The sequence below is a fragment of the Thauera terpenica 58Eu genome (assembly GCF_000443165.1).
Taxonomy (GTDB): domain Bacteria; phylum Pseudomonadota; class Gammaproteobacteria; order Burkholderiales; family Rhodocyclaceae; genus Thauera; species Thauera terpenica.
Genome location: NZ_ATJV01000001.1, coordinates 274,719 through 287,923, shown reverse-complemented (window position 1 = coordinate 287,923; position 13,205 = coordinate 274,719). Strand labels below are relative to the sequence as shown.

Here is a 13,205-nt window from a genome sequence, read left to right as displayed (position 1 = left end):
TAAGGCTTACGTCGCCAACCGGGTTGCGAGTTGGCGACGGAGTCGTCATGACTGAACGCGCGTTCCCTGAGCCCTGTTACTTGAGCACCTGCACCTTCGCGTAGGCCGCGAGCAATCGTTGATGCATGTCGCAGCCCACCAGGTCCAGGCCGGGTGAGGGCTGATCGAAGAAGCGTAGCTCGCCGTCAAGCAAGGCCATGGCCTGCTCCAGGGTTGCCGCGCCATAGAGGTCGAGCAGCGCGGGCTCGAACCCGGTGCTGTCCTCGTGGTGTTCGTCCAGGTTCACCAGAGCCTCGATGCAGCGATACACGCGGCGGCGATCGGCGTCGAGCTGGTTGAACTGGCGGATCCACTCGCAGCCTTCGATGATCGCATCGATGTCGCCGATCGCCAGCGCGAGCAGGGTCTTGAGCTCGCCCACGCGCAGCTCGGACCAGAACGGGTCCTTGCCCGGCGCCAGGCCGATCAGCGCCGCCACCGGGCGCTCGTCGGCGAGCTTGCTGTCGGTGAGGGTGTCGAGCAGATCGGCGCACTCGTCGTCGTCGAGGTCGGTGAGGTTCAGCACGGCCTCGCGCAGGGCGTTGCCGATGCTGTTGTTCTCGAACTCGAGCTCGTCGACCGGGTAGATCTCGGACACGCCCGGCACCAGCACGCGGCAGGCGTAGACGCCGAGCGCGGCGAATTCGGCCACATACACGTCGTGACCTTCGGCATGCAGCGCATCGAGCAGCCAGGCATGGTCTTCGGCGGTGGTGGTGCTGAAGTTCCAGTCGTGGAAGGCGAAGTCGGGTTCGGCGCCGAGGAAGTTCCAGGAGATGATTCCGCTCGAGTCCACAAAGTGGATTTCCAGGTTCTGCGCGCTGGCGATCTCGTCGAGATCGAAGCCCGGTTCGGGGAAGCCGCCCAGCGCATCCAGCGCGCGGCCCTGCAAGAGCTCGGTGAGCGCGCGCTCGAGCGCGACTTCGAAGCGCGGATGGGCGCCGAAGCTGGCGAAGCAGCCCTGGTCCTGCGGGTGGAGCAGGGTGACGTTCATCACCGGATACCTGCCGCCCAGCGAGGCGTCCTTCACCCGGATGCCAAAGCCGGCGGCACGCAGCCCGGCGATACCGGCGGCGATATGCGGATAGCGCGCGATGACGTCGTCCGGCACGTCGGGCAGGCACAGGCCCTCGGCAATGATGCGGTATTTGATGTGACGCTCGAAAATCTCCGACAGCGCCTGCGCTTGCGCCTCGTGCGCGCTGTTGCCGGCCGACATGCCGTTGCTGACGTAGAGGTTGGCGATGATGTTGACGGGGAAATACACCGTCGCTCCGTCGCGCTGGCGCACATAGGGGATGGCGCAGATGCCGCGCTCGACATTGCCCGAGTTGAAGTCGATCAGCTCCGCGGCCGGGATGCCGCCGTTGGGGTTGTAGAACTGCTGCAATTCCGGAGTCAGCAGCCCGGCCGGCCAGCGCTCCTCGCCCTCCCCATCTTCGCCCGGCACAAACCAGCGCTCCTGCGGGTAGTGCACGAAGCCTTCGCCTTCGGCAACGTACCGCCCAAGGTAGTAGTGGTTCCAGAAGTAGTTGCAGGACGCGCGCTCGAAGAACTCGCCCAGCGCACTGGCGCGCGCCGCGAGCTGGGTGGCGCCCTTGCCGTTGGTGAACATCAGCGGGCAGTCGCGCTCGCGCAGATGAACCGACCAGATGCCTGGCAGCGGATTCAGCCAGGAATGCTCCTCGACATGAAGGCCGGCGGCCGCGAGGCGGCCTTGCAAGGTGGCGATGGTGGTTTCGAGCGCGGCGTCTTTGCCGGGGATGAAGTGTTCGGTCTGCATGGGTGGTCCTGCGTCAGCGGGTGCGTGTTGGTGATGGTGGAGCAGCAGGGGCGCGTAAGCCCACGCACTTGTCCACCGTGCGAGCGCGAGTGTGCCAGAGCGAGGCGACGGTGTTGGGTGATTCTTCCACTCGCCGCAAGGGCGTGGTTGCCGTCGAGCTTGCGTCAGGGCGGGCTGGCCCCCGCAGTCAGCGGCGCAAGGGCGTGAGGTGGTCGCGTTGGATCGGGTGGATGGGGGCTGGTCAGAAGAGGGCGGGTCAGGCACGACATCCGGCAGTGGATGGGTGCCTCCCCTGGACAGGGGCAGGGGAGGGAAGCAAGCGCGGGGGTGTCGGTGAGATTTACAGTGTCACCCTGCCTAAAACTACATTTTCATTAAAATCATTGGCTTGCAGATTTGGCATATTGTTTGCTTAGGACGAGGCAACGTAACTGATGAGTGGTGAAGGAAATGAAAAAGCTCGCACTTCTGGCTTTGTTCGTGTCGTCGGCGGTCAGCGCTGCGCCTGTGCAGTGGTCCACCGGGTCGGGGGCCAATGGGCACTGGTACGAGTTCGTCCAGGTCGACGTCAACTGGACGACTGCGCGCGCCAATGCGCTGGCCAGTACCTACAGCGGCCTTAACGGCTATCTGGCAACCATCACCAGCGCCGAGGAGCAGGCTTTCCTGCAGATGCAATCGTTCGGACTGGCCTGGATCGGCGGTTCGGATGAGTGGGATCCGACCAGCGAGGCCGATGAAGGCATCTGGAAGTGGATGGACGGTCCGGAAGCGGGCCAGATATTCCGCCAGGGCGGCGTCAATATCGGTTACACCAACTGGGCTCCGGGCGAACCGAACAACTGCTGTGGCGGGGAAGACTACCTGCAGTACGCATGGTCGGCCGGCAGGTGGAACGACCACGGTGGCCCTGGCAATCCCAATCAGCTCAACGGCTATCTGGTGGAGTACAGCGGGCAGCCTGGGCAGAGCGTGCCCGAGCCGGGTTCACTTGCACTGATGGGTCTCGCTCTGGCTGGCTTGGCCGGCCTGCGCCGCCGCCGCTGACTGCCGACTGAGCGTTGCGCACGCCGCGAATCGAATCCGCAAAGGCGAGCGCAAGCCTTCAAGCTCGACGGTTGTTCACGCAAGTGATTGTTGTTGTCAGGACGCACTTTCAAAAATGCCACTACAACAACGCCAACTGCGCCGGCACAGCGCAAGCGGCGGCGCTGGAACGACGGCTCATGCTTTCATTCTCGAAGCGATCGCCGAGAAAGCGGAGCAAGCGGAGCGTCGTGCTGATTTCGATGCGGTAGCGGAGGCTCGTTATGCTCAGCATGCAGCCACCGGTAAAACCATTCCGTGGCAGGACATGCGCGCTTATCTGGAAGCGCGCATCGACGGCAAGGCCGTGAAGCGCCCCGTTGGGCGCAAGCTGGCTGACTGAAGGTGACTCGCATCGAGTTGGCACCGGCGTTTGTGGAGGATTTCGATCGCATTCTCGACCACCTGGCCCGCCATGAGGTAGAAAATCCTGGTCAGCGCCTTGGCGAAATCATTGCTGCCGTTGAAATTCTGGAGCAGAACCCGTTGATCGGTCGTCCGGTGGCGAATAGCAAACGCGAACTGGTGATCGGCCGTCGTTCACATGGGTATGTGGCCTTGTATCGCTATGTCCACGAGATTGATACGGTGTTCGTGCTGGCGATCCGCAGCCGGCGCGAGGCTGGCTACTCCGAGCGGGATTCTGCCGGATAAGGCAACTCGCCCTCGGGCGAGGCGCGCCGGTACAGGCGCTGGCGCGTGCTTACCCCCTACCACACCGGCCGCGCCGCAATCATCGCCTCGGCCGCCTCCGCATCCAGCGGTTTGCCGAAGTGGTAGCCCTGTCCATATTCCACCTTCAGCGCGCGCAGCAGCTCGAGCTGGCGGGCGTTTTCGACGCCTTCGGCGATGATGTCCATGTTCAGGGTGTGGGCCAGGGTGACGATGGTCTGGATGATGTCGGCGTTCTTGCGGTCGACGTCCATGCGGCAGACGAAGGAGCCGTCGATCTTCAGCGTCTTGATCGGGAAGCGGTGCAGGTAGGAGAGCGAGGAATAGCCGGTGCCGAAGTCGTCCATCAGCAGCCTGATTCCCATGGTGTTGAGCTTCTCCAACACCACCGTGGCCGCATCGACGTGTTCCATCAGCACGGTCTCGGTGACTTCGAGCTTGAGGCTCGCGGTGTCGAGGCCGGTTTCTGCCAGCACGGCCGCGATCTGCTCGACCAGGTCGGGCTCGGTGAACTGGCGCCCGGCGAGGTTCACGCTGATCTGCAGCGGCGGGTGATCGGGGTAGCGCTGCTGCCAGGCCCGCATCTGCCGGCAGGCCTCGGTCAGCACCCAGCTGCCGATGCCAACGATGAGCCCGGTCTGCTCGGCGAGGGGGATGAAGTCTATCGGTGGCACCATGCTGCCGTCGGGGCGACGCATGCGCACCAGGGCCTCGAAGCCGGACAGGAGCCCGGTTTCCAGGGAGACGACGGGCTGGTAATAGACGCGGAAACTTTCACCGTCACCGATGGCCTGGCGCAGTTTGGTTTCCATTTCGAGCTGGGCGACGACGCGCTCGCGCATGCTGGCGTCGAACACCGCGTAGCGCTCGCCGCCGCGGCGCATGGCGTCATGGGTCACGGTTTCGGCGTCACGCAGGATGTCGCCGGGCTCGGCGTAGTCTTCCGGGCGGCCGAGGGCGATGCCGACGCTGGCGGTGGTGAACAGCTGGTGGCCGTCGACGTTGAAGCCGGCTGCCAGCACCGCCTGCAGCTTGTCGGCGAAACGCGCCGCTTCGTCGGCATCCTGGGCGGCATCGAGGAGGACGGCGAAGCTCTCGCCGCCAACGCGGGCGAGCGTGTCACCCGGGCCCAGGCGGCTCGCGAGGCGTTGTGCGACGGCGGTCAGGAGCTGGTCGCCAACGGTTGCGCCCAGGCTGTCGGTGATGAGGTGAAAGCGGTCGAGGGTGAGCAGCAGCAGGGCGAAGCGGCGCCCGGCCTCTTCGTCCTGGCTGTGCTTCAGGGCATCGGCGAGCCGGGTCAGCAGCAGGGTGCGGTTGGGGAGGCCGGTGAGACTGTCGCGCAACAGCTCTTCCTCGACCACCGATGCGAGCATGACGCGCGCCGAGGCGGCGCCGATGACGCCGGCCAGCTGGGCCTCGCAGTAATGCGCGAGCTTGGCGTCGATCGCCTGCAAGTTCTCCAGGTCGTTGCGCTTGGCATAGTCCGCAAACGCCTGTTCGGCGTTCCTGGCGCCGAGAAAGCGTGTCATCAGCGCCTGCAGATCCGGCAGTGAGCCGCTCGCACGCCAGCTCCGTTCGGCGCCGTGATCGTCCGCGAAGACATCGACGAAGCGCAGCGCCTGCGTGTGCTCGAGGGTGCTCTGCTCGGTGAGGATGGACACCGTCACGTACAGGCCGATGTTGGCGAACATGCTCCACAGCATGGTGTGGCTGATTTCGTCCAGGCCTTCCAGACCGAAGAGGGCGAGCGGGCGCAGCAGTTCGATACCCCACGGCCCGTGCTCGAGCAGATCCATCGGCAGCCAGCCCGAACGCGCCAGAGACGGCAGCAGCAGGGTATAGAACCAGACCGCGAAGCCGGCGCCAAGCCCGGCCAGCGCGCCGCAGCGGGTGCCGCCTTTCCAGTAGATGCCGCCGAAGATTGCAGGCGCGAACTGGGCCACGGCGGCAAATGAGATGAGGCCGATCGCCACCAGCGCGTAGGCCTCGCCCGCCACCCGGTAATACGTATAGGCAAGCAACATGCCGAACACGATGGTGATGCGGCGAATGGCGAGCAGGAGCGCGGACAGATCGGCGCGCTCGGACAGGCGCAAGGCCTTGATGCAAAACAGGACCGGCATGACGAGGTCGTTGCAGACCATGGTCGACAGGGCGATGGACTCGACGATCACCATGCCGGTGGCGGCGGAGAAGCCGCCGAGGAAGACCAGCAGGGCGAGGGCATCCTGCTGCGCGAGCAGGGGCAGGATGAGGACGAAGGTGTCCGGATCCACGCTGCCATCGGGGAAGAGCAGCATGCCGCCGAACATGATCGGCAGCACGAAGAGGGCGAACAGGAAGAGATACAGCGGAAACAACCAGATCGCCTTGTTCAGGTGCGCCTCGTCCACGTTCTCGACCACGGCCACCTGGAACTGGCGTGGCAGGAACATCACCGCCAGCATGCTCACGAAGGACAGCGAAAACAGCGAGGCCCAGCTTTCATAGATGTCGGTCGAGCCGCCGCCGATGACGAAGGTGTCGGCGAGTCGGGGGTGCTGCGCCGCACGCGCGAAGATGTCGCTGATGCCGCCGAACATGCCCCAGGTGACGAAGGCGCCGACGGCGAGAAAGGCCAGCAGCTTGAGCAGGGCCTCGAAGGCGATCGCCGCGACCATGCCCTCGTGACGCTCGGCGGCGTCGAGTTTGCGGGTGCCGAAGGCGATGGTGAAGGCCGCCAGGGCGAGCGCGACGTAAAACGCGGTGTCGCTCCAGATGCTGTCCGCTCCATGGTGTGCGAGCGACAGTATCTCCGGGTAGCCGCGCAGCACGTTGAAGGTGGTGGAGATGGCCTTGAGCTGCAGCGAAATATAGGGGGTGACACCGAGCACCGCGATCACCGTCACCAGCCCGGCCAGGGCCGCGCTCTTGCCGTAGCGTGAGGAGATGAAGTCGGCCAGCGAGGTGATGCGGTTCTGTTTGGCGATGCGGATGATCTTGCGCAGCACCGTCCACCACAGGGCGACCATCACCGTCGTGCCGATATACACGGGCAGAAACCCGATCCCGCTGGCGGCGGCACGCCCGACGCTGCCATAGAAGGTCCACGCCGTGGTGTAGACACCGAGCGAGAGGGCGTAGACGTAGGGGTTGGCGATCAGGCTGCGTCCGGCGTCGGCGCGCTTGTCACCGTAGTAGGCGATGACAAAGAGCAGTCCAAGATAGGACGCGACCAGCAGAGCGATGATCCACGCCGGCAAGGTTCAGTCCTCCGTGCGGGCAGCGCAGGGCGAGGGCTTGCGCGGCGGGGCCACTATTTCTTCTCGACCACGAGCGCCAGCAGTGTGATCAGCAGCGCCCATGCCAGGAACACATAGAGATAGAGCAGGGGCACGCCCGCAACCATCACCGCGCGGTTGAACAGGGCCAGCAGCGGGTAATTGAACAGCACGGCGCCGAGCGCAAACAAGGCCGCCAGGCGCTGGGTCTTGATGTAGGGCTTGTTCATGGCGTGCTCTCCCTGACGAGACTGGCCAGCGTCGCTGTTCCTGTCTTCTGTTTCAACGATAGCCAGTGCTTGCCATTGTGCAATGTCGCCTGTGAGGCGCTGGTGAAGCAGGTGCCGGGCCTATTTCCTGCCCTTCAGCGCCGCGGCTTCCATGTCGAGAAACACGCCATAGGCGTTGATGCGGTTGGCGGCCTCGAAAGCAGGCATGTCCTGGTAGCGTGACCAGTCGGTGCCCTCGTAGGCTTCATCGAAGGTCTGCATGTCGGCCACCGCACGTCCCATCTCGGCACGCAGGTAGCGCAGATACTCCTTGGTCATTTCCATGCCGGGGCGGGGGTCGCTCGAGGCAGTGCCGTGGCCGGGCACGACGATGGCGGGCTTTGAGTCGAGCATCTTGTCCAGCGCCAGCAGCCATTGCGCGCTGTTGGCGTCGCCCACGAAGGGCACGCGCCCGGAGAAGAACAGGTCGCCGGCAAACAGCACACCGTCTGGCCTGACCATGAGCATGATGTCATCGTCGGCGTGCGAGCCATGCGCATCGATGATTTCAAAATCGACGCCGCCACGGCTGAACTTCATGCCGCCGCTGAGCAGTTTGTCGGGCGCGATCATGCGTGTGGACTCATTGACCCACGGATACAAGTCCTGCTGACGGATCGCGAGGCGCTCAGTGGCCACCGGCGAGTTGAGGTAATGCGTTGCGCGCTCGTGTGCCCACACCTCGGCGCCGAGCGCCTTGAAGGCCTGCAGGCCATAGAAGTGGTCGGCATGATAGTGACTGACCACGACCAGCTTGATCGGTAGCGGGGTGATCCGCCCAATGGCCGCGATCATGGCTTCGCCGAGCGCGGGGCTGCCGAGCGCGTCGAAGACGACGACTTCGTCCTTGGTGACGACGAAGCCGGCGTTGGACATGTAGCCCTTGTTGGCGGCGGAGGCCATGCCGGATTCGCCGTGGAAATACCATGCGTGTTCGGACAGCTTCACCGGCGTCAGTTCGATATCAGTCCCTGCAGGCGCTGCGTGCGCTGGGCCCGCCTGCACCAGCCCCATCAGCACGATGCCCACGAACGCCATCATGGTCTTGATATTCATTGTCTGCCTCGCCTCGGGTTGCGGTGATGGGCCAAAGTATAGCCATCAGGGGGGATGAAAACGCCTGCTGCCATCCTCAGGGCATGGCGAGGGCGCCGGGGCTCAGGTCTTTTCACCCTTGGCCGCGAAATAGATGCCCACCAGCAGCAGGCTGAAGCCGACAAACTGCAGGGGCGCGAAGCCCTCATTGAAGATGATGAAGGCCAGCAGCGCGCTGCCCACCGGCTCGCCCAGCGTCACCACCGCGATGAAGGTCGCCGACACATAGCGCAGCGCCCAGTTGTAGGTGCTGTGCCCGAGCAGCTGCGGCCCCAGCGCCATCGCCACCAGTACCAGCCAGGCCGTGCCCGAGAGCGCAAACAGCTCCACCCCGCCGGCGCTGCTGGCGGCAAACAGGAACAGCGCCGCCGCGCCATACGCCAGCCAGATGTAAGCCGGCAGCCCCAGCCCCGCGCGCAGGCGGCGGCCGATGAGGAGGTAGGCAGAAAAGCACCAGCTACCCACCAGCGCCAGCAGGTTGCCAAGCAATGCGTTCGCGCTCGCACCCGCGCTCTGGCTGTCGCTCCAGAAGATGAGCAGGCTGCCGGTGAAGGACAGGGCGATGCCACCGACCATCATGCGCGAGGGCGTCTCGCGATAGATGAAGAACGAGGCCAGCCCGATCCACAACGGGTTGGTCGTCATCAGTGCGGTGCTCGAGGCCACCGAGGTGTATTCGAGCGAAGTGATCCAGGTCGCGAAGTGCAGCGCCAGGAAAAAGCCCGCCGTGAGTGCCATCACCAGCTGTCGACGCGTGAGCCGGGTCAGCTCGTGGCGCGACTGCAGCAGCGCCACCGGGGTGATGATGAGGGCGGCGAAGCCCAGCCGCCAGCTTGCCACCGCGAGCGAGCTGACGCCTTCAGCCTGGGCGATGCGGGCGAGGATGGCGCCAAAGGAGATGGCGGTGAGGCCGATGCCGAGGATGACGAAGGGGAACCAGCGCGCCGATGTGAGCGCGCCGCGAGCGGACGGAGGGGAGGAGGGCATGGACAAAGGCGGGTGGGGGTTTCAGGTTCAGCGCCCGGGGGCGGTGATCACGTGTTGCGTTCAGGCGTGTCCGCCTTCGAGATAGGCTGCCCGCACTTCCGGGCTGGCCAGCAGTTCTGCGCCGGTGCCGGCGAGGGTGATCTCGCCGTGTTGCAGCACATAGCCGCGGTCGGCCACGCGCAGCGCCTGGTTGGCATTCTGCTCCACCAGCAGGATGGTCATGCCGTGGTTGCGATTGAGTTCCTTCACGATCTGGAAGATGCGGCGGATGTAGATCGGCGCCAGGCCCAGCGAGGGCTCGTCGAGCAGCAGCAGCTTGGGTCGGCTCATGAGCGCGCGGCCGATGGCCAGCATCTGCTGCTCGCCACCCGAAAGGGTGCCGGCACGTTGTGCCTGGCGCTCTTCGAGAATGGGGAACATCGCGAACATGCGCGCGATGTCGGCCTCGTAGTTGGCCGCGTCGGCATGGACGGTGCCCAATTGCAGGTTCTCGATCACCGTCATGCGCGGAAAGATGTGCCGCCCCTCGGGCACCAGCGCAATGCCGCGGCGGGCGATCTCGTGCGTGGGCACGCGGGTGATGTCCTCGCCGTCGAACACGATGCGCCCGGCCGTGGCCTTGGGGCTGCCGAACAGGCTCATCATCAGCGTCGACTTGCCTGCGCCGTTGGCGCCGATCAGGGTGACGATCTCGCCCACCTGCACCTCGACGTCAATGCCGCGCAGCGCATGGATGTGGCCGTAATGGGCGTGTACGCCCTCCATTGACAGCATCATGGGTTGGCCCCTCCGGCGACAGCGTGCGTCCTTTGTTCAGAATCGTCTTCATCGTCGTCCTCGCCGAGATAGGCCTTGATCACCTGCGGATCATTCTTCACCTGCTCCGGTGTGCCTTCAGCGATCTTGCGCCCGTAGCTGATCACGCCGATATGGTCGGAGACGCGCATCACCACGCTCATGTCATGCTCGATGAGCAGGATGGAAAGGCCGAGCTCGCCGCTCAGATAGAGCAGCAAGTCGTTGAGCTCGGCCGATTCGCGCGGGTTGAGGCCGGCGGCGGGTTCGTCCAGGCACAGCAGCAGCGGATCGACGCACAGCGCGCGCGCGATCTCGATGCGACGCTGGATGCCATAGGGCAGCTCGCCTGCGGCATGGTCGGCAAGCTGCTCCAGCCCCAGGCGCCGCAGCCAGGTCGCCGCGCGCGCGATGGATTCGGCCTCGGCACGGCGGTAGCCCGGCAGATTGAACAGGCCGGCGATGGAGAACTTGGACGCACGCTGCAACACGTTGTGCTGGGCCACGATCAGGTTTTCCAGCACCGTCATCTTCGGAAACAGGCGAATGTTCTGGAAGGTGCGCACCACCTGCGCATCGCGCGCGACGCGGTGGCTGGGCAGGGTTTCGAGGCGTATTTCGCCGTGACGTGGATGGTTCAGGCGCAAGCTGCCGGTGGTCGGCTTGTAGAAGCCGGTCAGGCAGTTGAAGAGCGTGGTCTTGCCCGCGCCGTTGGGGCCGATGATGCCGGTGATCTTGCCCGCGGGCACTTCCAGCGACAGGTCATCGATCGCGGTCAGGCCGCCGAAGCGCATCGTGAGCTGGCGCACCGAGAGCAAGGTGGTGGTGGCGGGCGTGTTCATCGTGCCGCCTCCTTCGCTGGCGCCGACTGCTGCAGCGGCTTGAGGCGAAGCGTGGGTTCGCGATGCGCCAGCAGCCCGCCCGGGCGCCACACCATGATCAGCACCATCGCCAGGCCGAACAGCAGCATGCGGTATTCCGCCAGGCCGCGGCCGAACTCGGGGATCAGCACCAGCAGGGTCGCGGCCAGCACCACCCCCATCTGCGAGCCCATGCCGCCGAGCACGACGATGGCGAGGATGATGGCCGACTCGGTGAACACGAAGCTCTCGGGCGAGATGAAGCCCTGGCGCGCGGCGAAGAACACCCCGCCAAAACCGCCCAGCATGGCGCCGATGGCGAAGGCCGAGAGCTTGATGTGGGTGGTGTTCATGCCCATCGCCTGGCACGCGATCTCGTCCTCGCGCAGGGCTTCCCAGGCGCGCCCGACCGGCAGCTTGCGCAGGCGCGAGACGAAGGCGTGGGTCAGCAGCGCCAGCACCAGGATGAGGTAGTAGAGGAAGATCAGGCGGTGCATGGGCGAGAACTCCAGCCCGAAGAAGCCGGCAAAGCTCTGTTCGCCCTCGGCCGGGCTGCGGGTGAAGTCCAGGCCGAAAAAGCTCGGCCGTGGAATCGAGCTGATGCCGTTGGGCCCGCCCGAGAACTCGGTCCAGTTCACCAGGATGATGCGGATGATCTCGCCAAAGCCGAGAGTGACGATGGCGAGATAGTCGCCGCGCAGGCGCAGGATGGGGTAGCCGAGCAGGATGCCGAAGCTGGCGGCCAGCGCCCCCGACACCGGCAGCGCCTCCCAGAAGCTCCAGCCAAACTGGGTCGACAACAGGGCGTAGGAATACGCCCCCACCGCGTAGAAGGCGACGTAGCCCAGGTCGAGCAGCCCCGCCAGCCCCACCACCACGTTCAGGCCCCAGCCCAGCATCACGTAGATCAGCACCGTGGTGGCGGTGTCGACCACGTAGCGGTTGTCGGAGAACAGGATCGGCAGCGTGATTGCCGTGCCCAGCGCCACCCAGCCGAGGAAGTTGACCAGCTTGAGGGCACCGGAGGCGCGATCGGCGGCGGTGGCGGTGCTGGCACGCTCGCGTTCGAGCTTGCGGTTGCGCGCCTGGTCGATGGCCCAGCGCAGCAGCAAACGCCCGCCGAACACCGCCGCCACCACCGCGGCGAGCAGGCCGAAGCGGGTCTCCACCCCCAGCCGCCCGCCCGCATCCACCGTGGTCAGGCCCACCATCGGGATGCCGAGGACCAGACCGACGAAAGCCACCCAGGCGGCGTCGCGCAAGCGTTCGGCCGGCGTCATCGCGTGACGCGCAAAGACGACGGCACTCATCACACTTTCTCCACTTCGGGCCGGCCGAGCAGGCCGGAGGGGCGCAGGATCAGCACCAGGCACAGGATGCCGAAGGTGGCGACGTCCTTGTATTCGGCCCACAGGTAGGCGGACCAGAAGGATTCGATGAGGCCGATGAGCAAGCCTCCCAGCATCGCCCCCGGCAGCGAGCCGATGCCGCCGAGCACGGCGGCGGTGAAGGCCTTGATGCCGGCCAGAAAGCCGATGAAGAAATCGACCACGCCGTAGTACACCGTGACCATCACCCCTGCCACCGCAGCCAGCGCGGCGCCGAGCATGAAGGTGTAGGAGATGGTGCGGTCCACATTGACGCCGAGCAGCGCGGCCATCTTGCGGTCCTGCTCGCAGGCGCGCTGCTGGCGACCGAAGGGGGTCTGCGTGATCATCCAGGTGAAGGCGCTCATCAGGATCACCGTGGTGACGATGATGAGGATCTGGCTCCAGCCGATCTGCACCGCAAAGCCGGGCGCATCCCACAGCACCACGCCGCCTTCGAGCACCGGCGGGATGGGCTTGACGCGCGCGCCCTGGGTGAGTTGCACGGTGTTCTGCAGGAAGATCGACATGCCGATCGCCGAGATCAGCGGCGCCAGACGGCTCGAGCCGCGCAGCGGGCGGTAGGCGGTGCGCTCCACTGCCCAGCCGTAGGCCGAGGTGAAGAAGATGGACACGATCAGCACGAAGGTGAGCGCGAGCGGAATCGAAGTCACGTCGGCGGCGGCCAGAATCGTGAACGCGGTGACCGCAATGAATGCGCTCACCATGAAAATGTCGCCGTGGGCGAAGTTGATCATGCCGATGATGCCGTACACCATCGTGTAGCCGATGGCGATGAGGCCGTACATCGAGCCCAGCGTCAGGCCGTTGATCAGTTGTTGCAGGGCGTAGGCCACGATGTCTCCCGTGGCGGCAGCGTCGGTCGTCGCATCGGCGTGGCCATCGCGGCCGGTGCAGGGCGTGTGCTTGCCGTCATCTTGTTGTTGGGTCAGCGGTATTGCGTCAGCGGTAATGAGCCAGCGGTTTTGAGT

General features: G+C 65.3%; 12 protein-coding genes. 3 read left to right on the top strand and 9 right to left on the bottom strand.

Going from position 1 to position 13,205, the window contains the following annotated elements:
* Positions 1–76: 76 nt before the first annotated feature.
* Positions 77–1,822, bottom strand: a complete 1,746-nt coding sequence (gene ycaO / locus M622_RS22035; protein ID WP_021247719.1) for a 30S ribosomal protein S12 methylthiotransferase accessory factor YcaO — start codon at positions 1,820–1,822, stop codon at positions 77–79.
* 450 nt (positions 1,823–2,272) lie between these two features.
* Here ycaO and M622_RS40470 point away from each other — a divergent pair, with 450 nt between their 5' ends.
* The 3 genes from M622_RS40470 to M622_RS22020 all read left to right on the top strand — a co-directional run bounded on the left by M622_RS40470 (position 2,273) and on the right by M622_RS22020 (position 3,562).
* The gene (locus tag M622_RS40470) at positions 2,273–2,869 is read left to right on the top strand and encodes a PEP-CTERM sorting domain-containing protein (protein WP_021247718.1); all 597 of its coding nucleotides are present in this window, start codon (positions 2,273–2,275) and stop codon (positions 2,867–2,869) included.
* Positions 2,870–2,984: 115 nt separating this feature from the next.
* Positions 2,985–3,251, top strand: a complete 267-nt coding sequence (locus tag M622_RS22025) for a hypothetical protein (RefSeq protein ID WP_021247717.1) — start codon at positions 2,985–2,987, stop codon at positions 3,249–3,251.
* Positions 3,252–3,253: 2 nt separating this feature from the next.
* On the top strand, positions 3,254–3,562 hold the full coding sequence (locus M622_RS22020; RefSeq protein WP_021247716.1) for a type II toxin-antitoxin system RelE/ParE family toxin: 309 nt from the start codon (positions 3,254–3,256) through the stop codon (positions 3,560–3,562).
* A 56-nt stretch (positions 3,563–3,618) separates the two neighbouring features.
* On the opposite strand, the gene M622_RS22015 is transcribed toward M622_RS22020, so the two are convergent.
* The 8 genes from M622_RS22015 to M622_RS21980 form a co-directional block, all read right to left on the bottom strand.
* Positions 3,619–6,822: an EAL domain-containing protein gene (locus tag M622_RS22015; protein WP_021247715.1), complete on the bottom strand. Its 3,204-nt coding sequence runs from the start codon at positions 6,820–6,822 to the stop codon at positions 3,619–3,621.
* A 53-nt stretch (positions 6,823–6,875) separates the two neighbouring features.
* Positions 6,876–7,070: a hypothetical protein gene (locus M622_RS22010; protein ID WP_021247714.1), complete on the bottom strand. Its 195-nt coding sequence runs from the start codon at positions 7,068–7,070 to the stop codon at positions 6,876–6,878.
* A gap of 120 nt (positions 7,071–7,190) precedes the next feature.
* The gene (locus M622_RS22005) at positions 7,191–8,165 is read right to left on the bottom strand and encodes an MBL fold metallo-hydrolase (protein ID WP_052028652.1); all 975 of its coding nucleotides are present in this window, start codon (positions 8,163–8,165) and stop codon (positions 7,191–7,193) included.
* Between the two features lie 102 nt (positions 8,166–8,267).
* Positions 8,268–9,191 (bottom strand): DMT family transporter, encoded by a 924-nt coding sequence (locus M622_RS22000; protein WP_021247712.1) that lies wholly within the window; start codon positions 9,189–9,191, stop codon positions 8,268–8,270.
* A gap of 60 nt (positions 9,192–9,251) precedes the next feature.
* Positions 9,252–9,965 carry an ABC transporter ATP-binding protein gene (locus M622_RS21995; RefSeq protein WP_031346078.1) on the bottom strand — a complete coding sequence of 238 codons (714 nt, stop codon included), beginning with the start codon at positions 9,963–9,965 and terminating at the stop codon, positions 9,252–9,254.
* Complete coding sequence (locus tag M622_RS21990) at positions 9,965–10,828, bottom strand: ABC transporter ATP-binding protein (protein ID WP_021247710.1); 864 nt, start codon at positions 10,826–10,828, stop codon at positions 9,965–9,967. The genes M622_RS21995 and M622_RS21990 overlap by 1 nt, the downstream gene beginning before the upstream one ends.
* Positions 10,825–12,156, bottom strand: coding sequence for a high-affinity branched-chain amino acid ABC transporter permease LivM (gene livM / locus M622_RS21985; protein WP_021247709.1), 1,332 nt, complete (start codon positions 12,154–12,156; stop codon positions 10,825–10,827). The genes M622_RS21990 and livM overlap by 4 nt, the downstream gene beginning before the upstream one ends.
* The gene (locus M622_RS21980; RefSeq protein WP_021247708.1) at positions 12,156–13,070 is read right to left on the bottom strand and encodes an ABC transporter permease subunit; all 915 of its coding nucleotides are present in this window, start codon (positions 13,068–13,070) and stop codon (positions 12,156–12,158) included. Before M622_RS21980 ends, livM begins: the two co-directional genes overlap by 1 nt.
* Between the last annotated feature and the right edge of the window lie 135 nt (positions 13,071–13,205).

What these genes read in the sequence shown, in the direction of transcription:
- ycaO (WP_021247719.1), bottom strand. Translation starts at nt 1,822, where the DNA reads ATGCAGACCGAACACTTCATCCCCGGCAAAGACGCCGCGCTCGAAACC.
- M622_RS40470 (WP_021247718.1), top strand. Translation starts at nt 2,273, where the DNA reads ATGAAAAAGCTCGCACTTCTGGCTTTGTTCGTGTCGTCGGCGGTCAGC.
- M622_RS22025 (WP_021247717.1), top strand. Translation starts at nt 2,985, where the DNA reads ATGCCACTACAACAACGCCAACTGCGCCGGCACAGCGCAAGCGGCGGC.
- M622_RS22010 (WP_021247714.1), bottom strand. Translation starts at nt 7,070, where the DNA reads ATGAACAAGCCCTACATCAAGACCCAGCGCCTGGCGGCCTTGTTTGCG.
- M622_RS22005 (WP_052028652.1), bottom strand. Translation starts at nt 8,165, where the DNA reads ATGAATATCAAGACCATGATGGCGTTCGTGGGCATCGTGCTGATGGGG.
- M622_RS22000 (WP_021247712.1), bottom strand. Translation starts at nt 9,191, where the DNA reads ATGCCCTCCTCCCCTCCGTCCGCTCGCGGCGCGCTCACATCGGCGCGC.
- M622_RS21995 (WP_031346078.1), bottom strand. Translation starts at nt 9,965, where the DNA reads ATGCTGTCAATGGAGGGCGTACACGCCCATTACGGCCACATCCATGCG.
- M622_RS21990 (WP_021247710.1), bottom strand. Translation starts at nt 10,828, where the DNA reads ATGAACACGCCCGCCACCACCACCTTGCTCTCGGTGCGCCAGCTCACG.
- livM (WP_021247709.1), bottom strand. Translation starts at nt 12,156, where the DNA reads ATGAGTGCCGTCGTCTTTGCGCGTCACGCGATGACGCCGGCCGAACGC.